This window comes from Aureimonas sp. Leaf427, from assembly GCF_001425485.1.
Lineage (GTDB): Bacteria > Pseudomonadota > Alphaproteobacteria > Rhizobiales > Rhizobiaceae > Plantimonas.
Map to the genome: position 1 here is coordinate 1 of NZ_LMQW01000015.1, position 25,923 is coordinate 25,923.

Consider the following 25,923-nt stretch of genomic DNA (forward strand, 5'->3'; position numbering starts at 1 on the left):
ATCTCCAACCGCTCGAAGGCACTGTGCTTATGGACGTCCATACGCGCAGTCTCTTACCGCGCCGGTTAGTCCGAAAGGCGGTTTAGACCGTAGGCGTACGTTTAATCCGAGCAGCTTGGCTTCCTACGCCCACGTCTCCGGTCGTACCGTCTGAAAAACGCGCAGTTCCTCGGGTTGAGATCAAGTCGTTCTCCATTGGAGCAGAGAAGGAGGCAACACGCCCGTCAGAACACCTCACGACCGGTGCATGCGCCATACCGCTGTCATCGGTCGTGTATTTGCCAACGCAAGAGGCGCCCCTGTCTGACTTGAGGCGCACCGTTCCACTGAACGGCGGCCCCTTCGTTTGTCCTGCGAAGTACTCGCCTTGGCTAGTGCGCATGGCGACCGGTAGCTCAATCGTCCGAGCGCAGGACGCTAGGGTCACCAAGGCCGAAAAGGAAAGAAGGAGCAGCTTAGGCAGCTTTGTTCTCCAAAGGCGCGGCATTGCCAGAGTTCGCTGCAATCGGATCGAGCTCCTGAACCCGGCGTCCGGCACCATCGTAGATACACGTCACCTTGCGGGCGGCGCGATCGGGACCAGAGCAAATCGGGATGGCTTGGGCAACCGACGGGACCATCAGAAGCGCTGCGACGACCATCCGAACCGGTAAGCGGCATGCTGCCGACGCGCGCAACGAACATTTCATGACGGCACAACCTCTGCTCGCTCGCCGGTCGGTTGATGGCTGACGAACGCCCTTGCGATCCTGTCCTTTAACCTGAACAGGAGAACAGGATGTCGGACGCAAAAGCGCGAATGGCTGCATACGTGGAACAAGAGGCGGCTGCTTTGGTCGAGATCGCGCGGAAGGGTAATGCCCCCATGCTGGCCTATCTCGCGGGAATGGTGGCGGCCGAAGCAGCGGAGATAATGAAGAGGGACAACCGATAGGCTAGGAGCTCCTAGCCGGCCGCCGTCCAGAAGCCGAGGGCGACGAGCGCGAAGCAGGCGACGGCGGCCCAAACAAGGGGTGAAGGAGCGGGGATCATTCGTCGACGAGAAGATCGGGTGGAACCGCGAGCGCGTCCCCGATGCGCGCCTATTCCTCTTCGGTTGGCGTGGCGCCGTGCTCGATCGCCTCGAGGCGATGCGGGGGAATGTCGGTAGCCTCGGCGAGCCCTGAAACGCTGAAGCCGGCATTCTCGCGAAATGCCTTCTCCGCAGGTTTTCCGTCTTACACGATTGCGTCGATCACAGGTTCGGGGATTTGACAGGCATCACTCATTGATCTGGCTCTTTGTCCGTTCTGGATCAGTCAGTCCGTCGGCACCGACAAGCCGTCCTTGTTCCGCCTTATGGTAATACTGGCTGGCTACCAGCCAGCCCTTCAACGGACGAAGAGGTAGGATGCAGCTGAGAAGCAGGATCGGCAGACTGACAAACAGGTGCACCCACAGCGAAACGTTGAAAGCGACTTCCAGCCACACCGCGAAGAGGACTGAGGGCACGCAGGTAAAGCAGATTACGAAGAAGGCAGGTCCGTCAGCTGGATCAGCAAACGAGTAGTCCAGGCCGCACTCCTCACATCTTGGCGCCAGCGTCAGGAAGCCGTTGAAGAGCCGACCGCGCCCGCATCGAGGGCACTTCCCTTTGATCCCGACTTCCATCGGCTTCAGCGGGGGGTAGAAGGTGTCACTCATCCCCGTAACTCCTGCGCACGTTTAGGCTAAGCCAACTGAGCGAGCGTTGATCCGCCAATCAGGATGAACGCAGCCAGGAAAATGTAGAGCTTAAGGCGACCGAACAAATTATCCCCGCCGAACATAAGCTTCCAGACCGTCATCCCGTAGTCGTCAGTCTGTTTGATGCTGTCCACGGTCCGATCCTCCTTTGTTCAGTCGTTGCGGCGTTCGGCTCGACGCATCAGCTTAAACCGACGATCGATCCAGCAGGGAAACGCTCCTTGCCGCCGAACTGATGCTTGGCCTGCGCTACAGCCTCGTCCCGCAGCCCTTCATCGAACACCCACTTCACCTTCTGCCCAGCTGCCTGTGCGGCTTCCACAGCCGCCTTCCAGCGATCGAGGTCGGGGGAAGGACCTTCAATCGTGAAGTCGCCAGTGACATCGTCTATCACCAAGAACCAACCCCGGGATTGATCGCTCATGACCGCATCCCGGCTTCGACATCCCGCGAAGGCTCCGGGAATTCCTTGCGTGCTTCCTTGTCTTCGCCCGGAGAGGTCTCGGTCTCAGCTACGACAGCCGTTACCCCGCTATCGCCGTGCACTTTAGCTGGAGGCACGACCTTCGTTTTCTCGCCCTCACTCATCTTTCTTTTCCTGCGCGGCAAAATCCTTGGCGCCGCGATCATGCCCTTGCTCATCGATGATGGCCTTGGCTTCATCGACAGAGATGTTGTGCTTGGCCGCTAACTCTTCGGCTTCCATATTGGGAACGTTGGCCTCTACGGCGGCGGCTTTGTCAGACATGTCTATCTCCCTAATGAACGGCGTTTTCAGCCTTCGCTGTCGCCCTGGATCGCCGGATTATCGCGCTGGGCTACTTGGCCTTCAGCCCAGCCCTTTAGGGCCTGAGCACTAGCTCATGAGCCGATCAAACTGGGCGATATGAAAACGCTTACTCCGCATCCTCATCTTTACTTGGCGAGTGTTGAACACCTTGCCCGCCCGGCGCCGGCTCAGTCAGATCGCGTGTCGAATACCCGACTGCCTTGCCCTTGGCGTCTTTCGCACCATCGCCGCCAGCCTGCCCCTTAGCGTCATGTGCGCCACGCTCTTCTTTCGGAATATCCATGCTAACCTCCCATTCTTTCTCTAGGTGGAAGAGACCAGAGAGGCTTACGTTCCAAACGCAGAGTGGGGAGGCATCAATGTTCTGAAAGCGCACGCCTTCCCACGGATTTTGAACGTGACTCTGGGATACAGCAGGTGAGCCTGCACATGTTTCATCATTCGGTCAGCGAAGCCATAATCGGAGGGATTTCGAGAAGCAGTTCGCTGGCTAGATAGCCGAGTGGACCAATACGTGCTGCAAGTCTGGTTCCCGCTTCGCTGTGTAGGAAGATCGCCCACTGCATGGCGAGAAGAGGCTCGGCGCCTCGTGCAAGAAGCCCAGCTGCAATGCCGGCAAGAACGTCTCCCGAGCCAGAGGTTGCCAACCCGACATTCCCGTTCGAGCAGCTCCAGAACGTCAAAGCGTTGCCATCAACCGGTTGCGTGACGTAGGTGCAGCCCCCTTTCAAAGCGACGACGCCTTGCGTCAATTCGCAGGCCTTCGTCGCGGCGGCAACGGGATCGGCCTCGACGACATCGCGCTCAATACCGAGCAGCCTGGCCATTTCGCCGGCATGAGGGGTGATGCTCACGCGCCCGGCGTGAACTGACAGGCGTTTGGCATCATCCCCGAGCGCCGTGATGGCCGCGGCGTCGAGAACGAAGCGCGGTGAGGTCGTTGCGTCGAGTAGCTGGTGGACAAGATCGCGCGTTGCCTGGTCGTCCAACATTCCAGGTCCGATCACCACGGCATCCGCCCCCTCGGCGAAGTCCTGGATCAGCTCAGAAGATGCAGGAAAGATCTCACCGTCTGCCGTCTCGTCCAGACCGGTTACCCGCGCCTCAGGAAGGGCCATGGCTAAATGCGGCGCCATGGATCGAATGGTAGCGATGTGAAGCTTACCAGCGCCAGCTCTAAGAGCAGCAATGCCAGTGAGCCAAGCTGCACCAGGCACCTCGCGACTGCCCGCTACGACTAGAACGCGTCCTCGCTCGTCCTTGCCGGCGCCCTCGGTCGGACGAGGCAAGGGATTGCGGCGGAGAAAGTCCGGTGTGATTGTGTGCATCATCTTGCCGCGACATTGACGTCAGGCTCGGCCGTGACAGGTGTGCCTTCCGCATGAAGTGGAGCAACAAAATTGTAGCGTTCCAGGCAAGGCCGCGCTGCTTGGCCAGCCTGTGCGGAAAAAACGTATTCGGTAACCGAGCAGTTGGCGACGTCGGCCTCTCGGTCAATTGCTAGAATGCCCTCCTCGTCTAGTTCCTCCAATACATAGCGCAGGCAAAGGACCACCACCTGATGGCAAACAATTAGGACCCGACGTCCTTCATAATGCAGGGCGATCGTATCCAGCATGGATCGAACCCGTAAGATGACATCGCACCAGCTCTCCCCACCCGGCGGGCGATGGTAGAACTTGCCGAGGAGATTGCGGAATTCGGCCTGCTTGGGAAAGTTCTGGCGCACACCGGCCGTCGTCAGGCGGTCCAGAATGCCGAACTCCTTCTCCCGCAGGCGTTCGTCAACGACGAAATGGGCATCATCGAGCCCGCCCGCGCCGCGCACCGCGGCCGAGGTCTGGCGAGCGCGAAGGTAAGGCGATGAGAGAATAACTTCCGGTCGCTCGCTGGGTGCGAGGTTGGTGAACCATCGACCAAGCGCCTCCGCCTGTTCGTGCCCAAGTGGGCTCAGTGGAACGTCGATATCACGGTCAGAGATATCGATCACATTGTGCCCTGCCGACATGGCGGCATCACGGGCGACGTTGCCCATGCTTTCGCCGTGTCGAACAATCCATATCCGTTCCGGCCACTCGCGCCTCATAGGCTTTGTCCTTTCATTCGGCATGTTGAAAATGACAACCGCAGAAGGATCGGAAGGTTCGCCATGGACCCTAGGTCGATAGCTTCCAGCGCAAGGATCGAGTGTCAGCGTGCAGCCCTCGGCCACGACTGCGCCAAGCCCTCCCTGTCGCTGCGGTCGATCGCCGTGTAGCGGACACTACTGGTCTGTTTGCTGCACCGAGAGCACCGTCACGTCCGCTCTTCGGTGATCTCGACGGGCCGATAGCTTCGCGGAAATTGGTATCACGGAATGTCTCAGATCTTGCTGACATGCACGCGCAACGGTTCTACCTCGATGCCCCCCTAACGACCGATGATGGAACCGCCGAAAGACACTGGCATTTTGCTGTCTTTCATTGAGGAGCTAGACATGGTCACCACGGTCGGAACCGAGACGACGTTCGAAAAGCTTGTTCAGAACCTCCTAATTCTTGAGCACGACGCTCTTGCCGCATATGAGAGCACGATCGCCAAGCTTGACGACGTCGGCCACAAGGCAAAAATCGCAGAGTTCAAAGCTGATCACGAGCGGCACGTTGTCGAGTTGACGCGTATGGCGCAGAGCCTCGGCGTAGAAGCGCCGATCGAGGGCGACCTGAAGGAGTATCTAACCACCGGCAAGGTCGCCTTAGCAGCCATCGTCGGGGACCGGACCATTCTCAAGGCGATGTCGACGAACGAGATCGAGACAAAGATGGCCTACGATCACGCCTCGAAGAACTCAGTTGCAACCCACGAGGCAAAAGCCTTCTTCGCAAAGGCTTACGCTGACGAAACCCGGCACAAGGATTACATGGACGCTGCCGCGGCGTCTTGAACCAAGTACCGACCTACATGTCAGGACGAGGACGACTTCGCGGCCTGCCTAGCCTAAATGCGCTCCCCGAAGCCGCAGTGGGGGCAGGCAGGCCGCGAGCCGAGCACGGTAGACCTCTTCGCTGTCCATCATGCGTCACTGTCTTTCCGCTCGCCTTTGGCAACGATCTTTAGCGCGTCGTCCGGCAGCAGTCGTTGCAGCCCCTTCGCCTCTTCCCACGGCGCGCCCATCCAAACGTCCATCTCCTCGGCCGTCGTCAGGATGACCGGCATCGCCTTGGGGTGGATTTGGGCAACGATGGCGTTCGGCTCAGTTGTCAGGAAGCCGTAGAGGTCCGCGTTGACCTCGCCTTCTTTTACCTTTCGAACGCTCGTCCAGTTCGTCCAGATGCCGGCGAAGACCATGAGCGGGCGATCGTCGCTGGCGGCGAACCAGGCCGGCACCTTCTTGCCGTCGACCGTGTCGTACTCGCTGAAGGAGGTGAGGGGCACGAGGCAGCGATGCTCCAGCCCGAGCCATCGGCGCCAGTGCGGACTCTTCGTATTGCGGATGTTCGTCACCCCGCCGTCGACCTTCTTGCCTTCTAGAGCGAACTGCGGCGATGGCATGCCCCAGCGCATCATCGTCAGCTCGCGCCCGGCCTCGACGTTGCGCACGACCGGCGCAGCTGTGTCTGGGAAGATGCCGGGGAGCGGCGGCAGATTGCCCGTCCGGTCGATCGCGGCGCGGGTGAACTCCAGGATGGCGGCCTGGCCCTTGGTGAGGCTGTAGAGGTTGCACATGCGGGAAAGGGAGCATGCCCGGGGACCCGCGTCCAGACACCCGGCTACCGACCAAGGGGCTGGACGACTCAGGTCGATATGTTCTTCATCCGTTCGCATGGGCCAGAGCAGGTATCGAGCCGGAATCACGCTATCGGAGTCGCATGACAACGGCTCGGTGGTGACGATCGCCTGCTACTATTGCCGCACCAAGCGGCACTATCTGCCGCTCGATCTGCGGACCATCCTCGGTGACATCGACCCCCGCCACGTTGCGAGGAATCGATCCTGTGAGAGCTGTGGCCGCAACGACTATCTTGTCGTGAAGGTCTGGTCGCCGATCCACGAGGAGCGCGTCGGGCTCGTCGTCCGCCGGCTTGAGCGGCTGGTCACGGTTCGCCGGGCGATCTGGCGAAACGAGACGCTGGAGTGACGCAATGCCAAAATCTACTTTACCAAAGTAAGTTGGGATCGTTTTTCTCCGACCTTCGGCAACTCAGATTGCTGCAATTTGTCGGCCTCGTCAGACGCCAGTTCATACAATTCGATAATACCGTAGCAGCCTGCTAATTCAAACGCAGCCAAAGGTTCAAGCTGACCTCGCTCGTAAGCGGCAAGTATCTCACTATAGCTCACTGATTACTCCAGTCCCATGTTCGATCGGGTTGCCCCAAGTCGATGAGTGCTCAGAAGCTAAATGCGAATTTGCAAAAGTGCAATACTTCTAATGTTATCAATTGTTTGTTAGGTACGTATGGCGTCCAAAATCGCTCGGATGCGCGTGTTTAGCTGGTAGCCTAGTTGGCGTTCCGAGTTCGAAACCTAACTAATGAAGATCGCTTCTTTTGCTGAGGTGCTAACATGTCTGAGCGTAAGGTACTCGCTATGTCCCATGCCTCCAAGGCTGGTCCCGAGGCTGATCTCGTTCCGCTACTCCTGTCCATCGCGAAGAGCACTAGAGCCCTTATGGGCGTGAAGCTCGCTGAGCACGACTTTCATAACGGGCAGGATGAGCTTCTCGTGGCTCTTGAGAAAAACACTCTCGTTAGCGTCTCCGACATTGCCGAGCAGCTGTCAGTCCGCCCTTCGACCGTCTCGAAGATGCTGGACCGGGTAATTGCTAAAGGCTTGGCTGAGAGGATTGGCAACACAACAGACGCCCGTAAGACAATGGTTCAGATCACTCCCGCGGGGCTCGAAGCGCGATCTATGCTGCTGAAACTCCGGGAAAGGATAGAAGCTGATCTGAGGGGATCGTTGACGATTGATGATGAGGTCGCTCTGCAATCCTTGGAAAGCCTTGCTGCCCTTCTGAAACAGCGACTTTCTCGGCTCCGTTAACGGCTCGGTCGTAACGACCGCCTGCTTTTAGTACGGGACCAAAAGGCATTATCTGCCATTAGATCTGCGCAGCATCGTCGGCGACATTGATCCACGACATGTCGCTCAAGGTCGGCGGTGCGAGAATTGCAGCCGCAATGATTATCTCGTTGTGAAGGTCTGGTCGCCCATCCGGGAAGAGCGAGTCGGCCTCATCGTTCGCCGCCTTGAACGGCTCGTTACCGTCCGCCGAGCGGTGTGGCGGGACGAGCGGCTCGAGTAGATTGGCCCCTCCAAGCATCAGACTTCGGTTTTATGGGACTTCACCAGTTCACCAAAAACAAAAATAGTAACGAGTGTGTAATCTTACAAAATTTGCAGCGCGGTCGATTAAAGCTTATTCAGCCTGCATGGGTACGATCGTTGTACGAACCGTTGGAGACGGCAATTCTCGCTTCACGGCCCAGATCTTCTTGAAAAAGAAGGGCCGCGCGAACTTCCGCGAGTCAAAAACTTTTGGCTCTCGGAAGGAGGCAGTAGACTGGATCAAAAGCCGGGAGAGGGTGCTTCGAAAGCCTGGCGGTATTGAAGCGGCGTCGCGTACAATACCAACCCTCAGAAACGCGATCGAGCGCTATCTCGTCGAGCTTGTCAGCCCCGTCGGGCGCTCCAAGGCGCAGGCGCTTCGCACGACCCTCGACGATCCGATATCAGACATGAAGTGCCTCGAGATCCGCGCGTCACACATCGTCGCGTTCGCCCGGCGTCGGCTCGAAGCCAAAAATCGGCCGACCACAGTGGCTGGGTATCTCTCCCACCTTAGTACTATTTTCACTATCGCACGCCCCGCCTGGGACTACCCGCTAGACCTCAACGAAATGCGCGATGCCAAGATCGCGCTAAAGCGATTGGGCGGCATCGGCGCCAGCGCCTCCCGCAGCCGTCGACCAACGCTTGATGAGCTCGACAGGCTGCTGAAGCACTTCAGCGATCGGAGTGCGACATCACCCAGCTCGGCGCCTATGGTGCCCATCATCCTCTTTGCGCTTTTCAGTACACGACGGCAGGAAGAGATCGTCCGCATCACATGGGCAGACCTCGATGAGGCTCACAGCCGCGTTCTTGTGCGGGACATGAAGCACCCTGGCCAGAAGGCTGGCAACGATACGTGGTGCGACCTTCCTGAGCCCGCCATGCGGGTGCTGAAGGCGATGCCGCAGACGAGCGAGCCGCATCTTCCCTTACACGACGGACGCCGTCAGCGCGGCGTTTACGCGGGCGTGCAGGGTGTTGGGGGTTGAAGACCTACGCTTTCATGACCTTCGGCATGAGGGCGTATCGAGGCTCTTCGAAATTGGGCTGAACATCCCTCAGGTGTCCGTCGTGTCAGGCCATCGCTCTTGGATCAGTCTCAAGCGCTACAGCCACATTCAAACGGCTGGCGACAAGTACGAAGGCTGGAAATGGGCTGAGTGGGCGGTGGGGTAGGGGACTTCGTCTCCTGCTGCACTCATAGGCAAACGTCGTTGGGAAGGCGATTTATCAGTAGCGGGGGAGGGGCTGGTAAGGCGGCAGTTTAAGCTTACGGATAGTGGTGGAATGCAGCCAAATAGCCGCAAGCTGCCATAATCGTTCCGAGGAGAAAGCCCCATACAGTCGGTGGCGGTGGCGGGATCGCAGGCGGCATCACTGATCGTCCTAGCGAGAGCTATATCAAAGCCCACGATGGCCTAAACAACGGACGATGCTGTTGAACCGGCTGTTCAAACTTTAACGATCAGCCCAGTCCGTCGCACACACAACAGCACAGGGCAGCCATTTATGTTGCGGCGCAAGATCAGCGGAAGTTAAAATCTTAACGACATGTTGAACTCGGCGGACATTACCTAGCTCCTAGAAACTCCCATATGTGTCTTCGGGAGTAGCGCTATGAGTGACATCAAGAGAGTTGCCAAGGCCGAAGTTAGTCCCCTCGCTCCAGCGACTGGTTTGATAAACGGTATCATCCTGGGAGTGGGCGCGTGGTCCGTAATCGGGTGCACGATTCTACTACTTCGCTAGAGATCGCGCGGTGGATCGGGTGAAATTATAAGGGCATCCCTTCAATTAGAAGGAACAGGCCCCATCCTGACGCGCCAATAAACGATCCGATCAGGAAGCCCCAGGCTATGGGCGGCGGCGGCGGAATGCGGATCATGCGCTGATCTCCCCCTGTTGCCAGGGGTGGGTAGCGCAGCATTGAGTCACGCAATAGCTGGCGGGTTCACTTCGGCTCTGGCTGTTGCAGCTAGGCACCGCAACGGTTTCGGGGCGGCGCCGGCTCTGAGGAATCGGGGGTGAAGGGCTGGGGCTTCGGTCCCGGCTGCTTCCGGTGGAGAGCCGACAGGCAGGTTCCGAGCGCATCAGGTCGGAAGCGGACCATTCCTCAAGACTTCGGCCGATGAATGCGGCTAACCCAGTCGGTGTGGTCAGCTTCAGTAGTGCAACGCCTCGACGAAAAGGTCGAAGACCGGCGATCTCGGACAAGAGGAGGGTGCCAACCACATCCTCGTCCGCGGCGACAGTCGCCGAACTCGCCGCCGCTTGGGGTGAAACTGCGCCCGTTTGGACGGCGAGGAACGCTCCGAAGTTACTCAAGCGTACCGCCATTCATAGACCAGACTTATAGCCGTATTCCGATTACCTGGTCTAATCCCCAGTCGGTGCTTCTCCTACGTTTCCAATAGTCCCTCGTGGTCACCGTGACGGCATGTCCAGTAGTCGTTCCTCGAGGGCCGGTTGGCCGGACAACGTCACTCCCTGGCAAAGCCGGAGAACCGACTGCTCTGGAAAGGAACAAGCCCGTGAAACTGCTTTCCGCCACCCTCATGTGCATCGCGCTCAGTGCCCCCGCTATCGCGCAAGGAGCGGCCGACATGCCCGCTCCCTTGCAAGGGGCCTCGGCCCTGTCTCACGCCGACATCCAGTCCGTCTCGCCCGCGCTCGCCAGATTTGGCCAGGAAGACATCGTTGAAGCCCTCTGGCAGCGTCCGCAGCTTTCGCGCCGCGACCGGGCACTCGTCACCGTGGCGATCCTCGTAGCCCGCAACCAGACAATGGATCTCGACCACTACCTGAACGTCGCCCTCGACGGTGGCGTGACACCACGCGAACTGTCCGAGGCTGTCACGCATCTGGCCTTCTACGCCGGCTGGTCGAACGCCACGGCTGCCGTCGCCGTCGCCAAGGACGTCTTCGCCTCGCGCGGGATCGGTGCCGACCAGTTGCCGGCGGCGTCCCCCGAGCTCCGCCCCGTGAACGAGCAGGCGGAGGCAAGCCGACAGGCGAGTGTGGAGGGACTGCTCGGCGCCGCAACGCCTGGCCTCGACCAGTTCACCACCGATCCGCTCTTCCGGGATGTCTGGCTGAGGCCCGACCTGTCTCTGCGTGACCGGAGCCTCGTTACTATCACGTCACTCATGGCGAACGGTCAGGTAGCTCAGCTTTCCGCCCACCTGAACCGGGCCTTGGACAACGGCCTCAAGAAGGAAGAGGCCGGCGAGGTCGTCTCGCAGATCGCGTTCTACGCAGGTTGGCCGAACGCCTTCTCCGCAGGGCCCGTCGTCGCGGAGGTCTTCAAGAGCCGACCCGACTGACGGGCCTTACGCCTACCTGAACTTCGAGATTGACCCTGCTCCCAACACGAAGGACCCATCATGAAGAAGACCCTAATGGCCGCTACGTTTGCTCTCGCGGGCGCCGCCTCTGCCGACGCGCAGGAAATCCAAGTGTTCCCGAGTGGTGCGTCGCCTTCGGTGACCGCCGATCCCAAGAACTTCTCCGGCCAAGTGATCATCGACCTCCCCGTGCCGTCCTCGGTCGAGGCGCCCGCTTCGCTCGGGCTGGTGAACTTCGCCCCCGGCGCCCGCACCGCGTGGCACACCCACCCTGTCGGGCAGACGTTGATCGTTACTGCGGGCAAGGGATGGGTGCAGCGGGATGGCCAGCCGCGCCAGGACATCAAGCCCGGCGACGTCGTGTGGATCCCAGCGGGGATCAAGCATTGGCATGGCGGGACTGACACGAACGCCATGAGCCACATCGCGGTCACGTACGTCCGGGACGGCCAGAACGTCGACTGGATGGAGCTCGTGACCGACGAGCAGTACGCCGACCGCTGAGACAAGTCGCCGGAAGGTTGATGGCCGTTCGGGCATTCACCTCGCGATGACGCTCCGGCGAGCCGGGGCGAAAGATGCAGGCTTCCTCGTCTTCTGCGCCTCGTGCATCCCGCTGATGGCCAGTACCGTGCGGGTCCTGCGCACGGTGATCGGATCAGGTTTCTCCCTCAGGCCGCGGGTCCGCGTCCTGCCTCAACGGGACAACGTTTGGAAAAGCCAAGCGATCACCGGAGACGGCGTCAGCTTCGATGGCGGAGTGCGTCCAGGACAAGCGAGAATGCGGCCGACGGCTGGCGGCGGCTGGGATAGTAGAGGAAGTACCCGGGAAACGGATCGCACCAGTCCTGGAGGACGCTGACCAGATCCCCCGAGCTCACGAAAGGCTCGACGTACTCCTCAGGAAGATAGGCTAGGCCCACCCCCTCCAACGCTCCCAGGCGGGCCAGTGTGTTGGAGTTGACCAGAAGCTGGCCTTCCACGCGCACGTTCAAGGCACGTCCCGCCTTCTCGAACTCCCAGACGGCCCATCCGCTGTCTGCCGTGTAGCGGAGGTTGATGCAGTTGTGTTCGGCCAGGTCGTGCGGGGTGATGGGCGGCTTGCGGGACTGGAAGTAGCCAGGCGATCCAACGATGGCCATCCGGGTGTCAGGGCCGATCCGCGCCGCCACCATGTCCTGCGCGACCGTCTCGCCCAGTCGGACGCCGGCGTCGAAGCGCTCGGCGACGATGTCGACGAACCCCGCGTTGACGCTGATCTCCACCCTAAGATCCGGGTAGTCCGGAAGAAGCTTGGCGACCGCCGGAAGGATGATGCCTTCGGCGGGCGTGTCGCCAACGGTGATACGCACCGTACCCGCGGGCTTGTCTCGGACGTCCGTCAGGGCGGAAAGACCTGTCTCGATCCCGTCGAAATGAGGCGAGATGGCCCGGAGAAGGCGTTCTCCCGCCTCGGTCGTCGAAACGCTGCGCGTGGTCCTGTTCAACAGACGCACGCCGAGCCTCGACTCCAGCTCCCGCATCGTATGGCTCAGGGCCGGCTGCGAGACGCCAAGTTGCTTGGCCGCGCGGGTGAAGCTGCCGGCCCGGGCGACGGCCAGGAAGGCAACGAGATCGCCTACGTTCTCGCGCAAGACTGATAATCCCTGTTTATAGCTCTATGCCAGATCTAGCGGCTAATTCCATAGGCGTACAGACGCTAGGTTTCTGATCGAAGGCCAATTCGCAGGTTGGTCGACATCGTTTTCATCATGAACTCGTCAGGAACCTTTCCATGCACGCCACGATCCTGTCCCTCTCCATGCTTCTCGCATCCGCCTCTGTCGTCATGTTGCCGGATCGGCAGGCCTTCGCGCAGGACATGTCCAACGGTGCGGACAACTTCTACAAGAGCGACGCCGTAGACATGCAGAAGGTCTCCTTCCGCAACAAGCTCGGCATGAACGTCGTGGGCAACCTCTTCGTGCCGAAAGGCCAGGACCGCAGCACCCAAGCCCCGGCGATCATCGTCGGCCATCCGATGGGCGCGGTGAAGGAGCAGAGCTCCAACCTCTACGCGCAGAAGCTAGCCGAGCAGGGCTTCGTGACGCTATCGTTTGACCTGCCGTTCTGGGGCGAGAGCGAAGGTCAGCCACGCAACACTGTGGCGCCCGAGCTCTATGCCGACAGCTTCAGCGCTGCCGTGGACTTCCTTTCGACGCAGGCCTTCGTGAATGCCGGAAACATCGGCGTCCTCGGTATCTGCGGCAGCGGAAGCTTCGCTCTGAGCGCAGCCCAGATCGATCCGCGGATGAAGGCGATCGCCACGGTCAGCATGTACGACATGGGCGCCGCGAACCGCGACGGCCTGCGCAATGGCGTCACGCTCGACCAGCGCAAGGCGGCGCTAGCGGCGGCAGCCGAACAGCGTCTGGCCGAGTTCAAGGGGACGCCCGTCGCCTACAGGGGCGGCACGCTCACGGAACTCACGGCGGATGCCAACCCGATCCAGCGCGAGTTCTATGACTTCTACCGCACCCCGCGTGGCGAGTTCACGCCGCCCGGTCAGCCGGAGGTGCCGACTACGCAGCCGACGCTGTCGAGCAACGCGGCCTTCATGAACTTCTACCCCTTCGCCTCGATCGAGACGATCTCGCCGCGCCCGGTTCTCTTCATTGCCGGGAGCGAGGCGCATTCGATCGAGTTCAGCGAGGACGCCTACAAGCTCGCCGCAGAGCCGAAGGAGCTCGTAATCATCCCGGGGGCTGGCCATGTCGACCTCTACGACCGGACAACCCTCATCCCCTTCGACAAGCTGACCGAGTTCTTCCGCGGCAACCTGAGCTGAGATCCACCCTGCGGACGGACCAATTCCGGATCCGCCGCTTTGCGATGCACCGAAACGGAAGACGGCACATCGCACCAACCCACGATCCCAAAGGATACAACATGTCCAACCGCTTCGCAGGCAAGGTCGCCCTCGTAACGGGCGCGGCCAACGGCATCGGCCGCGCCACCGCCCTAGCGTTCGCAGTCGAGGGGGCGCGGGTCGCCATCCTCGATCGCAGCGAGGATTCGCTTCGCAGCACCGCCGACGCCATCCGGAACGCGGGCGGGGAAGTCCTCGTCCTCGCCTGCGATGTCTCCCATCCGCAAGAGGTCGAGGTGGCGGTCGCACGGGTCGTCGAGAGGTTCGGACGGCTCGACTGTGCCTTCAACAATGCCGGCGTCGAGAACGAGGCCGCCCCGCTCCACGAGATCGAGCTCGAGGAGTGGGACCGCATCCTCGGCATCAACCTGCGTGGTACCTTCGTGTGCATGAAGCACGAGATCGCGCAGATGCTGCGTCAGGGCGGTGGGGTGGTGGTGAACACCTCGTCGGGCGCGGGCGTCCGCGGCGTCGCCGGCGGCGCGTCCTACTCGGCGTCCAAGCACGCCATGATCGGCATGACCAAGTCCGCCGCGCTCGACTACGCCAAGAGGAACATCCGGGTGAACTGCGTCCTGCCCGGCAATATCGACACGGAGATGATGGACCGCTTCACCGACGGCGACATCCAGAAGGCCATCGACCTCGAGCCAGTCGGTCGCCTTGGAAAGCCCGAGGAGATCGCGGAGGCAGTCCTGTGGATGTGCTCGGACCTCGGCGCCTTCGTGACCGGCGCCTCGATCGCCGTCGACGGTGGATGGTCGCTCTGACTGTCGCGGCCTGGAGGTCGCGAGAGGACATCGGGAAAGGTACCCATCATGCGCAGACGTCACATCGCCACCGCCATCCTCACTTTATTCATCACGGAACCCGCCATGGCCCAGCAGAGCATCCAGATCACGTCCCAATGGGGTGACGTGACAGCAGAGCTTGCCGACAACGACGCCGCCCGCACGCTCGCGGAAAGGCTGCCGCTTACGATCCGGATGAGCGATCATCTTCGCCAGGAGAAGACGGGCGACCTGCCGTCGCCGCTGCCGGAAGGCTCCCGCCAGCGCGACTTCTCCCCGGGAACGCTCGGGCTCTGGGGATCGGGCGACTTCGTGATCTACTATCGGGGTGGACGCGTTCCCCTGCCGGGCATCGTGATCCTCGGCAAGGTCACTGGAGACGTCTCGATCTTTGATCGCCCAGGCGAGATCACCATCCAACTGAAGCCGCTGGCACCGTAACGGGCGTCCCGCCACTGAAGACGGTCGGCATACGTGAAATGGCCTCTGGCAGTCGACGGACAGCAGTTCGCAAAATGCCAGCTCCGCCAAGCCGAAGCCGTTCAACTGCTCGTCGCCAAGAGCGAGGATCAAGTTTTGTCTGCGAACAAGCCGGGGCGAAACGACGAGGAAGCCGCAGTGGTCGGTGACCCCAGACGCGACCGTCAGGTCAATACAGTTGCGTTCGCCCTGAGCCGGGCAGAGCGCAACGGTTTCAGGATCGCCGTCATCGGTCGGACGATCGCCATCATGGCGATCGCTCTGGCCTCCCTGTTCGCATTCTACTTTCCGATCAACGTCGCCGTGGCATTGTCTACGGCAATGATCGCGGTCGGTGGGCTCGCCTCGCTCCTGGCAGTCGGCACCCGCTACGAAATGGCGACGAGGTTTGCGCTCTTCGCGTTCGATGCGGGCGCGGTAACGTGTCTCCTGGCGTTCGTCCCGCTGAGCAGCGGAGACGACATCCCCCAGAACCTGGTATTTCTGACCAGTTCCGCCCAGCACTACTATCTGGTCATCGCCGCATCCGCCCTGACGCTGTCACCGACCCTCGTCCTGTGGACGGGAGCCTGGGCCGTCTGCGGTCTCCTCTTCGCGACTGGATGGATCGTGCATGGCATGGAGCAGGTTCTGACCTACAGCGACCTGCCGATCGCACCAACGCGCGACGTCTACTTTCAAATCGTGCTCAGCCCGAACTTCATCGGCATTCCATCGAGGTTGCAGGAAGCCTTGATCATCGCGATGGTGACCGCAACGGCTGCCCTTGCCGTCCATCGCGCCAGGCAGGTCGTGAAAGATCATGCGAATGCCGATGCGAGCCATCGCCATGTTCGCAATCTCTTCCGACGCTACGTGCCCGCGCCCGTACTGCGGGAACTGCTCGACGAAGGCCATCTCGTTCCGCAGACGAGGGAAACGACCCTGCTGTTCGCGGACATAGAGGGCTTCACGCGCCTGTCGGAGACGATGGCTCCCGTCCAGATCGTATCTATCCTGAACGAGCTGTTCACCGCGATCACGGGCATCGTCGATCAACACGACGGCATCGTCATCAACTACGTGGGCGACGCCGTCATCGCGTCCTTCAACGCTCCGCTTCCAACCGAAAACCACCCCGACAAGGCAATCGAGGCGTCGAGGCAGATTCTAGCGATGGTGGAAGAGCATCGGTTCGGTGGCGTGGCGATCCTCCTCAGGATTGGCATCGCCACCGGCAGCGTGGCGGCCGGAACGGTCGGTGCCGATGAACGGCAGGTCTACACACTCTACGGAGATGCGGTGAATTTGTCCCAAAGGCTTCAAGAGTTGAACAAGGTGCAGGGCACCAGATGCCTCATCGCGGGAAGTACCGTCGGCATGACCCTCAAAGACCATCGCTTACAAAGTCTGGGCATGGTCCAGATACGCAATCTCTCCGCGCCGACGGAGATATTTGGGTACGCTGATTGAATGTGGGGCGGCGGGCGCTTGGACCCCTGGTCCGGCGCGCCCGCCTTCGCTCAGGCGACGTCCGGAAGGTCCTCGATCAGCTTGTCCAGCGTGATCGGATAGGAACGGACACGGATGCCCGTCGCGTTGTGGACCGCGTTGGCGACGGCCGAGCTGACGCCGCATAGTCCAAGCTCGCCGATGCCCTTGGCCTTCATCGGCGACGAGCGTGGATCGGTCTCGTCGAGGAAGATCACCTCCTGGTGCGGGATGTCCGCGTGGACGGGCACCTCGTAGCCCGCGAGGTCTTGGTTAAACCTACAATCTTTCGCCTCACTCCTCTGGCAGGCGGCGTGTGCGCCTCACGATCATGGGACCCGGACTCGACAGCGGCTTACCAGTACCGAGCCCCCTCGCGCCGCGAAGTCGCGTGACGCCCACCGAAAGCCCGGAATGTTTCACCTGAACTTCTCAATCCCGTGCCTCTACGTGCTGGCGCGCTTCCTCCTGCCACTGCCGTGGCATCGCCGATCGAAGATCGCGGTGGGTGCCCTGCTTCTTTTTGGGTCGCAATACCACCTCTGGGGCCGCCTCTCGTCGGGTTCGGTCTTCTCGCCAGAGTTTCCACAAGGCGTGGTGCTTGCCTTCAACTGGGCCTTTGGCGCAATCCTCTTCCTCGCAATCTTCCAGATCGCGCTCGATCTCGTCGGGCTCGCCAAGCTGGCGTTCCGGCGGCCGGCGGCGATCGTGTCGACCCATGCGCGTTACGGGGCAGCCATCAGCGCGATGGTCCTCGCCGCCGTCGCTGTCCATCAGGCGACGCGGCTTCCCGAGCCTAAGGACGTGGAGGTCTCTATCCGAGGACTGCCGGCCGAGTTCGATGGATACCAGCTCCTCCAACTCAGCGACCTGCACCTCAGCCGCCTCTTCCAGGAGGATTGGGCGCGCGTCGTCGTGGAGCGCGCGAACGCTCTCGGTGCGGACCTGATGGTGGTGACGGGCGACCTGATCGACGGCTCTGTAGAGGCGCGAAGGGCCGACGTCGAGCCGCTCCGCGACCTTCGCGCCCCGGACGGCATCTGGATGATCCCTGGCAACCACGAATACTATTTCGGATACGACGAGTGGATGCGCCGGTTTGGTGAGCTCGGGCTTCGCGGCCTCACCAACAGCCACACTGTCCTGCGCCGCGGCGATGCGGGGATCGTCCTCGCGGGCTTGGCTGATCTGAGAGCCCCGGCAAATGGGCATGAGGGCCCAGATCTCGACGCGGCGCTGGCGGGCGCTCCGGCTGACGCGCCCGTGATCCTCCTCGAGCATCAGCCGCGCAACGCCCCTGAGCGGGCCGGGCGTGCGGATTTGCAACTGTCCGGCCACACTCACGGCGGCATGATCATCGGGTTGGACCGCCTTTTCGCCCTTGCCAACAACGGCTTCGTGGCGGGCGCCTACAGGATCGGTGAGATGACGATGTACGTGAGCAATGGCACGGGTCTCTGGCCGGGCTTCGGCCTGCGCCTTGGAAAGCCGCCCGAACTTACGCGCATCACCTTACGTCCCGCTGCGTAGCACCCCCGCAGAGAACCCCCGACAGCATGATGTTCGCTAACCAGCGGTGGCGCAGCGCCTCGACCATAAGCGTGAAGGTGGGCGACACGACGGCGTCCTGCGACGTCTGCTCTGTCAACATGCCGCCCGTGAGCGGACTGGTATCGATCCACCCCAAGCGATCGTCCGGACCGACCCGTGCTAAACAAGATCTGAAAGGCCGAGTCCTTCGCCAACGGTCAGCCGTTGTACGGGCTCGCCGACGAACACACTGGATCGACCGGAAGGAATCGAGATGCCGCATGTCATCGTGAAGCTCACAGCGGGACGGTCCGAAGAGATGAAGCAGGCGCTAGCCCAGAAATTGGCGGAAGCACTCACCACGACGATCGGCTGCGGCGCAGAGGTTGTATCGGTCGCCATAGAGGACGTGCCGATAGCTGACTGGACCGAGGCAGTCTACATCCCTGAGATCGAGCCACAGTTCGACCGACTTTACATCAAGCCCGGCTACGGACGGGCCTAACCAGCATTTCAACGCCACGGCGCACGCGGAAGGCCGCGCGCGCCGATTGTTCCTTAGGCCACGTCCGGGAGGTTCTCGATCAGCTTGTCCAGCGTGATTGGATAGGATCGGACGCGGATACCCGTTGCATTGTAGACCGCATTGGCGACGGCCGCGCCGACGCCGCAGAGTCCAAGCTCGCCGATGCCCTTGGCCTTCATCGGCGACGAGCGTGGATCGGTCTCGTCGAGGAAGATCACCTCTTGGTGCGGGATGTCCGCGTGGACGGGCACCTCGTAGCCCGCGAGGTCGTGGTTGACGAAGAAGCCGTATCGCGTGTCGACCGCAAGCTCTTCCATCAGCGCGCCGCCGACACCCATGGTCATCGCGCCGATCACCTGGCTGCGAGCGGTCATCGGGTTGAGGATCCGCCCGGCAGCGCAGACCGAGAGCATGCGGCGCACGCGCACCTCCGCCGTCGCCACGTCGACGCCGACCTCCACGAAATGCGCGCCAAAGGTCGACTGCTGCTCGGCGTCGGAAAAGGTTTGGTCGAACTCGATCTTGTCCTCCGCGACGATCTCGCCATCGGATGCCGCGTCAGCGAGCTGAACCGACCGATTGCCGGCCCGGACCTCGCCGTCGGCGAAAGTGAGGTCGTCGGCCGAGTTGAAGCCGAGTTTAGCGGCGATTGCCTCGCGCAGCTTCACGCAGGCGGCATAGACGCCAGCGGTGGCCGAATTCGCGCCGAACTGCCCGCCGGACCCCGCCGAGACGGGGAAGCTGGAGTCGCCGAGGTTCACTGCGACGCGCGACAGCGGCAGGCCCATCATCTCCGCCGCCGTCTGCGCGATGATCGTGTACGAGCCCGTCCCGATGTCGGTCATGTCGGTCTCGACGGTGACGACGCCATCTTGCCCCAGCCGGACGCGAGCCCCGGAGGGAAGAGTCAGGTTGTTGCGGAACGCGCTGGCGACGCCGATGCCGACCAACCACTGTCCGTCGCGCACTTGGCCTGGTCGAGGATTGCGGGCGTTCCAGCCGAAGCGTTCCGCGCCTTGGCGCAGGCATTCCACCAACTGACGCTGCGAGAAGGGTCGCTCCGGCTTCATCGGATCGACCTGCGTGTCGTTGATGGCCCGGAACTCGATGGGGTCCAGCTCGAGCTTCTCGGCCATCTCGTCCATGGCGATCTCAAGCGCCATCAGGCCGGGGGCTTCGCCCGGGGCGCGCATGGCGTTGCCCTCCGGCAGATCCATCTCGGCCATCCGCAGGGAAGCAAGGCGATGGGCGCCGGCATAGAGGAGCTTCGTCTGCGCCACCGCCGTTTCCGGATCGCCGCCCTTGAGGTTGCCCGACGTGCTTTCATGCGCGATCGCTGCGATGCGACCGTCTCGGCCTGCACCGATGCGGACGCGCTGGATGGTGGCGGGGCGATGGGTCGTGTTGTTGGCAATCAGTGGGCGCGTCAGCGTCACCTTGACCGGGCGTCCCGCAGCCTTCGCGCCGAGCGCGGCGAGCACCGCGTCAGTCCGCAGAAACAGCTTGCCGCCGAAACCGCCTCCGATGAAGGGCGAGATCAGACGCACCTTCTCCTTCGGCACGTTCAGCGTCGCCGCGAGATCGGTCAAACCCCAGTCGATCATCTGGTTCGACGTCCAGACGGTCAGCTCGTCGCCGTCCCAGCGTGCGGTCGACGCATGGGGCTCCATCGCCGAATGGCTCTGGTCCGGCGTCGTGTACTGCTCGTCGAGCTTGACCTCCGCTTCGGTGAAGGCCTGCTCGAAATTGCCAATCCGTTCCTCGCCGGGCGTGGCGCTTCCCTCGTCGCTATTGCCCGGGACAAGCGGCGCATCCTTGGCGAGCGCCTCCAGAGCGAAGCGCCCGTCTTCGCTGATGTAGTCGATGCGCATGAGGCTGGCGGCATCCCGCGCTTCCTCGAAGCTCCGCGCAACGACCAGCGCGATGGCCTGGTGGTAGTGGTCGACGGCCGGGCCGCCGAGGAGCTTAGCGACGTTGAACTTGCCCTTGCCGAGTTCACCGGCGCTCTCGGCCGTGACGATCGCGATTACACCCGGCGCACGTTTCGCGTCATCGAGATGAAGAGCAGCGATGCGGCCTTTGGCGATGGCGCTCCCCACGACATATCCATAGGCGGCGTCGGGCACGACATCGTGGCGCTCATAGGCATAAGGCGCGGTGCCCGTCACCTTGTGGCGCCCGTCGATGCGCTCGTGCGGCTTGCCGACGACCTTCATCTGGTCGATCGGATTGGTTGTGGCGGCTGTATCGAACTTCATGAGATCAAATCCTCGCCTGCGCCATCACCGCGCCGAGCGTGCGCTCGACCAGCGGGATCTTGAACGCGTTGTGCTCGGTGGGTCTGGCGTCGGCGAGAAGCCGCCCGGCGGCGGCCTTCGCGCCGTTGGAGAACGCGGCGTCCGCTTCCTCCAAACGCCATGGCTTGTGCGCGATGCCACCGACAGCGAAGCGGCCTGTGCCGTCCGGCTGCACGACGGCTGCGACGGAGACGACCGCAAAGGCGTAGGACGCGCGGTCGCGGACCTTGCGGTAGATCTGCGTGCCGCCGAGGGGCTTGGGCAGCGTCACCGCCGTGATCAGTTCCCCGGGCTCCAGTGCCGTCTCAATGTGCGGCGTGTCGCCGGGCAGGCGGTGGAAGTCGGCCATCGCGATCGCACGCGTCTGCCCATCCGGCTTCACGGTCTCGACGGTTGCGTCGAGCACCCGGAGCGCCACGTTCATGTCCGAGGGGTTCGTCGCGATGCAGGCCTCGCTGACGCCGACAACGGCGAGCTGGCGCGAATAGCCTTCGAGCGCCGAGCAGCCGGAGCCGGGCCGGCGTTTGTTGCAGGGCATGTTGGTGTCGTAGAAATACGGGCAGCGCGTGCGCTGAAGGAGGTTGCCTGCGGTCGTCGCGCGGTTGCGAAGCTGGCCCGACGCGCCGGCAACGATCGCCCGCGTCAACACGCCATAGTCGCGCTTCACGCGCTCGTCGTTGGCAAGGTCCGTGTTGCGCACAAGGGCGCCGACGCGTAGGCCGCCGTCCTCGGTCGCGTTGATCGTGTCGAGCTTCAGGCCGTTCACGTCGATGAGGTGCTGCGGGGTCTCGATCTGGAGCTTCATCAGGTCGAGAAGGTTCGTGCCGCCCGCGATGAACTTCGCGCCGGGCTTGGCACTTGCGGCCTGCGCGGCTTCCGCAGGGGATGTCGCGCGCTCGTAAGTGAAGGACTTCATGCGGGCCTCCCGGCGACTTCGGTCATCGCTTCGGCAATGTTGGAATAGGCCCCGCATCGGCAGATGTTGCCGCTCATGCGCTCGCGCAGCTCGGCGTTCGACGCTTCCGGCGCCGCCGCCAGATCAGCCGTGACGTGGCTCGGAATGCCCGCCTTCACCTCGGCGAGGACAGCGACGGCCGAGACGATCTGGCCCGGCGTGCAGTAGCCGCACTGGTAGCCATCGTGCTTCACGAAGGCATCCTGCATCGGGTGGAGCTTGTCGGGCGTGCCAAGTCCCTCGATCGTCGTCACCTCATCGCCCTCGTGCATCACGGCAAGCGACAGGCAGGAGACCATGCGGCGGCCGTTCACCATCACCGTGCAGGCCCCGCACTGGCCGTGGTCGCAGCCCTTCTTCGAGCCTGTCAGGTGCAGGTGCTCGCGCAGCGCGTCGAGGAGCGTCGTCCGCAGGTCAAGGTCCAGCTCGCGCCGCTCGCCGTTGACCGTGAAGGACACATTCGAGAGGACCGCGGTCCCGGTGTCCGAAGCTTCCTGTGCCATGGCGGTTCCCGTCAGCGCCGTGGAGGCCACGCAAGCGGACGCGCTCACCATCAGCTCCCGGCGATTGAGTTCAAGGTCGGTGGACTTCATCGCTGTCTCCGTCGTTGAGCGCTCTCGGCGCCGTTCAGTTCCGAGTGGCCGCACGCCGGATGCGTGGCGGGCGCGGGGACCATCGGGGTCAGAGATTCCCAAGATCAGTCTGTAACTGGTCTAAACTGGGTGCTCGATTACCCCTCAAACGCTGATTGCTGTCATAGACGTGGGTTATGAATGGGGTTTGGAACGAGCGACGCCTCGGCGCGCCCACGCGGGTCATGAGACATCCGTCATGCGACCGCCCGGTCTCGGATACGAGAAATGTCGCGCTGCCCTCAGGACGCCGTAACGGCGTATCGCAGGTGCAGAAGCTCGTGATCGAGCTGCTCGAAGCCAATGAGCGAAAGCTAGACTCTACCCTTCAGGCCTTCGTCCCCGTAGGCGACGAACCCCTGCTCGTTGATGCGGCCGACTAGCGTGGGAGCGACGATCAAGCTCAGCTCGTCCACGAGGCCAGCCGCGAAGAACGAGCCGTTGATCCCGCCGCCGCCCTCGAGCAGCAGGCGCTCGATCCCGAACTCCGCGCGAAGCGTTTTCAAGGACTCGAACAGATCGATCTGCCGATCGCCGGCGACGACGTATGAGATCCCGTCCGAGGCCAGTTCCGCCAGATGCGCATCGAGGACCTCGCTACCCAGGAGCACGATCACCGCGTCGCCATTGATGTCCGCCTTCCTGAAGTGGAGCTTGGCGGACGGGTCGACGGCGATCGCGTAGCGTTCGGCTCCGCGGTTCGCGATGTGGATCGGCCGCTCGATGCTGGCGTGGTCCGACGGCGGGTGCGGCTCGCCCTTGGCCATCTCCGCCATGGTCACGCGACCGACGAGCCAGGCATCGCCGCCCAAAGTCTCGTGAACCGCCTCATAGGCGGCGTCCCACTCCTTCTTCGCTCCGACGGGGCTTTCAGTGTAGTGGCTAGGATGCAGCCCCCCGTCGAGGGACGACATCATGTGGCAGATCACTCGGGGACGTTCGCTCATGGCATGCTCCTTCTCGCGTCGATGGCGAGACAGCAGCGGCAGCTCGCCCGTTCATCTGTCTCGCTAACTGTCAGGCAGCCTTCGCGGCTCCAGCCTTCCGGGCCATGACCGCCATTCCCGCGGAACCGCTGAGGAGAACGGCGGCAAGGAGGAAGGTGCTCCTGTAGCCGCTGTAATCGAAGAGCATGCCGCCTGCCGTGGCACCGAGGGTGATGGCGAGCTGTATGACAGCGACCATGAGGCCGCCTCCCGCATCCGCGTCCTCCGGTACCGTCCGGGAGAGCCAGGTGCCCCAGCCTACGGGGGCCGGCACGCTGATGAGCCCCCACAGGCCGAGAAGGATTGCCGTCGCAATGGTCGAGGCGCCGAGGAGGACCAGCGCGACGGCGATCGCCGCCATTCCCAACGGGATGAGGATAAGGACGGAGAAAAGGCGCGAGTTCAGGATTCCCCCGATCACCGAGGTACCCGCGAGACCCGCGACACCGATGACGAGAAGCAGGAGCGACAGGACCGAGATGTCGACCCGGGTAACGGTTTCGAGGAAGGGCCGCAGGTAGGTGAAGAGGGCGAACTGGCCCATGAAGAGCAGGAAGATGGCGGCCATGCCATACGCAACCGCGGGATTCCGGAGCAGACGGAAGACCTTGCCCGCTGGCTTTGCCTCCGGCTCCGGCGGAATGGAGGGCATCGAGAGGAGCTGCCAGACCAACGCGATAACGGCGAGCGGGACCACCGCGAAGAAGGCTCCACGCCAACCGATGATGCTGCCGAGGAAGCTTCCCAGCGGCGCGGCGACCGTAGCCGCAAGCGCGTTTCCCCCGTTCAGCATCGCCAGCGCCTTCGGCACCGCGTCGCTCGGCACCAGGCGCATGACGGTCGCGGTGCTCATGGACCAGAAGCCGCCTATGGCGACGCCGAGCAGCGCACGCCCGGCCATCATCACCATATAGGTCGGCGCGAGCGCCACGATCGCCCCGGACACGATCAGGAGCGACGTGAAGAAGAGGGTTACGGTCCGTCGGTCGAAGCGAGTGACGAGGGACGAGCTGAAAAGGCTGGTCAAAACGGCGAAGACGCCCGAGATCGAGATCGCCTGCCCAGCCTGTCCTTCTGTGATCCTCAGCGTCTCGGCGATGGGGGTCAGCAGGCTGACGGGCAGGAACTCGGATGCGATGAGGACGACGACGCCGAGTGACATCGACAGGACAGCGCCCCAGGCGGCGGGCCCGGCAGCAGATGCCGGCACCTCGGTTTGGATGGCTATGGACATGATGGTCTTTCAATTTGACGGCGGTCGCATGCGCGGGAGGCACGCAGCCGCCTCTCGTTCGTCACGCGCTTCTCCGGCTTTACCGCCGAAGTGTCTGTGTTGGAGATAAGCCCCGAGGGGGAGCGGCACTATCCTAGAAGATCGACATGCTGTCATAAATGCAGGTTATCAATCGTCGCGTACGCTTGACCGCAGTCGCGTCATAGCTGGGCGACCGTACCCATAGGTCGGAGGACGTTACGTCCCTATCGCGAACTGCCTGAGCCAGTTCGCTTCTGACGCTCCGTGAGGGAGGTCACGTAGAACGCAGCGATCGCCGGCAAGGCGAGGACGCCGACCCAATGCCCGAAGAAGGGAGCAACCGCGGCCGTGAAGTCCCAGAAGTCGAGGCTGTACGTGAACGTGAGCTTGCTCCACACACCCAGTACGAACCAACTCCAAAGGCCGAAGGCGCCCAGCATCGCAGCGAGAAGCCGAAGCGTCCAGGTGCGTGTGGCGTTCCCAGGAGCCAGTCCGAGCGTCTTGCGGACCAGCGCCATCACGCGCGTCCAGTGCAGGCCGACGTGGATCCCGACGACGATCATTACCCAGTAAGCCGAGAACCAGTGGACCTCTCGCAGGTAGATGCTGTCCGGTATCGGCAGAGGGGCGAACACCGACTTCGAGATCACCACGCTCGTCACGAGGAGCACCGCCATGTTGATCACCAACAGCAGGTGCAGCACCAGCTTCGCGACACGTCGACCGTCGTAGCGTCCGTGCGCCAGGTTCGCAAACCAACGGCGGTTCGTCACCACGTGCCAGACAAGCAGGGCGAAGAGGGCTGTGCCGAACAGTTCGTGGGCGATGTTCCCGAGCCACCAGTAAGCCAGCGAAAGCAAGAGCATGGCCGTCATGGCTACCGGGAGCCCCAGGCGCTTGGCAAGTACGGCGGAGACC

The 25,923-nt window shown here is 62.4% G+C and carries 29 protein-coding genes and 1 pseudogene; 13 read left to right on the forward strand and 17 right to left on the reverse strand.

What is annotated here, in order from left to right:
- Positions 1–1,260 precede the first annotated feature (1,260 nt).
- From ASG62_RS11920 to ASG62_RS11935, 7 genes are all read right to left on the reverse strand, one after another.
- The gene (locus ASG62_RS11920) at positions 1,261–1,683 is read right to left on the reverse strand and encodes a DUF983 domain-containing protein (protein ID WP_056695897.1); all 423 of its coding nucleotides are present in this window, start codon (positions 1,681–1,683) and stop codon (positions 1,261–1,263) included.
- A 26-nt stretch (positions 1,684–1,709) separates the two neighbouring features.
- Positions 1,710–1,859 (reverse strand): hypothetical protein, encoded by a 150-nt coding sequence (locus ASG62_RS26410; RefSeq protein WP_156382089.1) that lies wholly within the window; start codon positions 1,857–1,859, stop codon positions 1,710–1,712.
- Positions 1,860–1,906: 47 nt separating this feature from the next.
- On the reverse strand, positions 1,907–2,149 hold the full coding sequence (locus tag ASG62_RS11925; protein ID WP_056695896.1) for a hypothetical protein: 243 nt from the start codon (positions 2,147–2,149) through the stop codon (positions 1,907–1,909).
- A 156-nt stretch (positions 2,150–2,305) separates the two neighbouring features.
- A complete protein-coding gene (locus tag ASG62_RS26415; RefSeq protein ID WP_156382090.1) occupies positions 2,306–2,473 on the reverse strand; it encodes a hypothetical protein in 168 nt (55 codons plus the stop codon).
- Positions 2,474–2,621: 148 nt separating this feature from the next.
- Complete coding sequence (locus ASG62_RS26420; RefSeq protein ID WP_156382091.1) at positions 2,622–2,798, reverse strand: hypothetical protein; 177 nt, start codon at positions 2,796–2,798, stop codon at positions 2,622–2,624.
- A 154-nt stretch (positions 2,799–2,952) separates the two neighbouring features.
- Complete coding sequence (locus ASG62_RS11930; protein WP_056695893.1) at positions 2,953–3,846, reverse strand: NAD(P)H-hydrate dehydratase; 894 nt, start codon at positions 3,844–3,846, stop codon at positions 2,953–2,955.
- Entirely contained in the window at positions 3,843–4,601 is a 759-nt protein-coding gene (locus ASG62_RS11935; protein ID WP_056695890.1) for a histidine phosphatase family protein, read from the reverse strand. Before ASG62_RS11935 ends, ASG62_RS11930 begins: the two co-directional genes overlap by 4 nt.
- A 390-nt stretch (positions 4,602–4,991) precedes the next feature.
- Between ASG62_RS11935 and ASG62_RS11940 the strand changes: the two genes are divergently transcribed.
- Entirely contained in the window at positions 4,992–5,438 is a 447-nt protein-coding gene (locus tag ASG62_RS11940) for a DUF2383 domain-containing protein (protein ID WP_056695917.1), read from the forward strand.
- A 128-nt stretch (positions 5,439–5,566) separates the two neighbouring features.
- On the opposite strand, the gene ASG62_RS11945 is transcribed toward ASG62_RS11940, so the two are convergent.
- Positions 5,567–6,220 carry an SOS response-associated peptidase gene (locus ASG62_RS11945; RefSeq protein ID WP_056695888.1) on the reverse strand — a complete coding sequence of 218 codons (654 nt, stop codon included), beginning with the start codon at positions 6,218–6,220 and terminating at the stop codon, positions 5,567–5,569.
- A gap of 160 nt (positions 6,221–6,380) precedes the next feature.
- On the opposite strand from ASG62_RS11945, the gene ASG62_RS11950 reads away from it, so the two are divergent.
- A complete protein-coding gene (locus tag ASG62_RS11950; RefSeq protein ID WP_156382092.1) occupies positions 6,381–6,632 on the forward strand; it encodes a hypothetical protein in 252 nt (83 codons plus the stop codon).
- A gap of 428 nt (positions 6,633–7,060) precedes the next feature.
- Positions 7,061–7,540 carry a MarR family winged helix-turn-helix transcriptional regulator gene (locus tag ASG62_RS11955; protein ID WP_244487612.1) on the forward strand — a complete coding sequence of 160 codons (480 nt, stop codon included), beginning with the start codon at positions 7,061–7,063 and terminating at the stop codon, positions 7,538–7,540.
- A gap of 58 nt (positions 7,541–7,598) precedes the next feature.
- On the opposite strand, the gene ASG62_RS11960 is transcribed toward ASG62_RS11955, so the two are convergent.
- A complete protein-coding gene (locus tag ASG62_RS11960; RefSeq protein WP_056695882.1) occupies positions 7,599–7,820 on the reverse strand; it encodes a hypothetical protein in 222 nt (73 codons plus the stop codon).
- 109 nt (positions 7,821–7,929) lie between these two features.
- Here ASG62_RS11960 and ASG62_RS11965 point away from each other — a divergent pair, with 109 nt between their 5' ends.
- From ASG62_RS11965 to ASG62_RS11975, 4 genes are all read left to right on the forward strand, one after another.
- Positions 7,930–8,820 (forward strand): site-specific integrase, encoded by an 891-nt coding sequence (locus tag ASG62_RS11965; RefSeq protein WP_320409373.1) that lies wholly within the window; start codon positions 7,930–7,932, stop codon positions 8,818–8,820.
- On the forward strand, positions 8,807–9,007 hold the full coding sequence (locus ASG62_RS27925) for a tyrosine-type recombinase/integrase (protein ID WP_320409374.1): 201 nt from the start codon (positions 8,807–8,809) through the stop codon (positions 9,005–9,007). The genes ASG62_RS11965 and ASG62_RS27925 overlap by 14 nt, the downstream gene beginning before the upstream one ends.
- 1,379 nt (positions 9,008–10,386) lie before the next feature.
- Positions 10,387–11,154: a carboxymuconolactone decarboxylase family protein gene (locus ASG62_RS11970; RefSeq protein ID WP_056695912.1), complete on the forward strand. Its 768-nt coding sequence runs from the start codon at positions 10,387–10,389 to the stop codon at positions 11,152–11,154.
- A 60-nt stretch (positions 11,155–11,214) separates the two neighbouring features.
- Positions 11,215–11,679: a cupin domain-containing protein gene (locus ASG62_RS11975; RefSeq protein WP_056695879.1), complete on the forward strand. Its 465-nt coding sequence runs from the start codon at positions 11,215–11,217 to the stop codon at positions 11,677–11,679.
- A gap of 239 nt (positions 11,680–11,918) precedes the next feature.
- Here ASG62_RS11975 and ASG62_RS11980 read toward each other — a convergent pair whose 3' ends face one another.
- Positions 11,919–12,809 (reverse strand): LysR family transcriptional regulator, encoded by an 891-nt coding sequence (locus ASG62_RS11980; RefSeq protein WP_056695876.1) that lies wholly within the window; start codon positions 12,807–12,809, stop codon positions 11,919–11,921.
- Between the two features lie 140 nt (positions 12,810–12,949).
- Between ASG62_RS11980 and ASG62_RS11985 the strand changes: the two genes are divergently transcribed.
- The 4 genes from ASG62_RS11985 to ASG62_RS12000 all read left to right on the forward strand — a co-directional run bounded on the left by ASG62_RS11985 (position 12,950) and on the right by ASG62_RS12000 (position 16,806).
- Positions 12,950–14,002, forward strand: coding sequence for an alpha/beta hydrolase (locus tag ASG62_RS11985; protein WP_056695873.1), 1,053 nt, complete (start codon positions 12,950–12,952; stop codon positions 14,000–14,002).
- Positions 14,003–14,103: 101 nt separating this feature from the next.
- Positions 14,104–14,853 carry a glucose 1-dehydrogenase gene (locus tag ASG62_RS11990; protein WP_056695870.1) on the forward strand — a complete coding sequence of 250 codons (750 nt, stop codon included), beginning with the start codon at positions 14,104–14,106 and terminating at the stop codon, positions 14,851–14,853.
- A 48-nt stretch (positions 14,854–14,901) separates the two neighbouring features.
- Complete coding sequence (locus tag ASG62_RS11995) at positions 14,902–15,315, forward strand: cyclophilin-like fold protein (RefSeq protein WP_056695867.1); 414 nt, start codon at positions 14,902–14,904, stop codon at positions 15,313–15,315.
- A 33-nt stretch (positions 15,316–15,348) separates the two neighbouring features.
- Positions 15,349–16,806 carry an adenylate/guanylate cyclase domain-containing protein gene (locus ASG62_RS12000; protein ID WP_244487610.1) on the forward strand — a complete coding sequence of 486 codons (1,458 nt, stop codon included), beginning with the start codon at positions 15,349–15,351 and terminating at the stop codon, positions 16,804–16,806.
- Positions 16,807–16,856: 50 nt separating this feature from the next.
- On the opposite strand, the pseudogene ASG62_RS12005 reads toward ASG62_RS12000, so the two are convergent.
- Positions 16,857–17,099, reverse strand: a pseudogene (locus ASG62_RS12005) (xanthine dehydrogenase family protein molybdopterin-binding subunit); the annotation flags it as partial.
- 139 nt (positions 17,100–17,238) lie between these two features.
- Here ASG62_RS12005 and ASG62_RS12010 point away from each other — a divergent pair.
- Positions 17,239–18,354, forward strand: coding sequence for a metallophosphoesterase (locus ASG62_RS12010; protein WP_056695865.1), 1,116 nt, complete (start codon positions 17,239–17,241; stop codon positions 18,352–18,354).
- Between the two features lie 274 nt (positions 18,355–18,628).
- Complete coding sequence (locus ASG62_RS12020) at positions 18,629–18,859, forward strand: tautomerase family protein (RefSeq protein ID WP_056695856.1); 231 nt, start codon at positions 18,629–18,631, stop codon at positions 18,857–18,859.
- A gap of 53 nt (positions 18,860–18,912) precedes the next feature.
- Here the strand turns inward: ASG62_RS12020 and paoC are convergent, their stop codons facing one another.
- From paoC to ASG62_RS12050, 6 genes are all read right to left on the reverse strand, one after another.
- The gene (gene paoC, locus ASG62_RS12025) at positions 18,913–21,138 is read right to left on the reverse strand and encodes an aldehyde oxidoreductase molybdenum-binding subunit PaoC (RefSeq protein ID WP_057180406.1); all 2,226 of its coding nucleotides are present in this window, start codon (positions 21,136–21,138) and stop codon (positions 18,913–18,915) included.
- A 4-nt stretch (positions 21,139–21,142) separates the two neighbouring features.
- Positions 21,143–22,093, reverse strand: coding sequence for an FAD binding domain-containing protein (locus ASG62_RS12030; protein WP_056695854.1), 951 nt, complete (start codon positions 22,091–22,093; stop codon positions 21,143–21,145).
- On the reverse strand, positions 22,090–22,725 hold the full coding sequence (gene paoA / locus ASG62_RS12035; protein WP_056695851.1) for an aldehyde dehydrogenase iron-sulfur subunit PaoA: 636 nt from the start codon (positions 22,723–22,725) through the stop codon (positions 22,090–22,092). Before paoA ends, ASG62_RS12030 begins: the two co-directional genes overlap by 4 nt.
- A 353-nt stretch (positions 22,726–23,078) precedes the next feature.
- On the reverse strand, positions 23,079–23,693 hold the full coding sequence (locus ASG62_RS12040; RefSeq protein ID WP_320409375.1) for a RibD family protein: 615 nt from the start codon (positions 23,691–23,693) through the stop codon (positions 23,079–23,081).
- 88 nt (positions 23,694–23,781) lie between these two features.
- Positions 23,782–24,984 carry an MFS transporter gene (locus ASG62_RS12045; RefSeq protein ID WP_056695848.1) on the reverse strand — a complete coding sequence of 401 codons (1,203 nt, stop codon included), beginning with the start codon at positions 24,982–24,984 and terminating at the stop codon, positions 23,782–23,784.
- A 245-nt stretch (positions 24,985–25,229) separates the two neighbouring features.
- On the reverse strand, positions 25,230–25,880 hold the full coding sequence (locus ASG62_RS12050; RefSeq protein WP_082537294.1) for a DUF4405 domain-containing protein: 651 nt from the start codon (positions 25,878–25,880) through the stop codon (positions 25,230–25,232).
- Between the last annotated feature and the right edge of the window lie 43 nt (positions 25,881–25,923).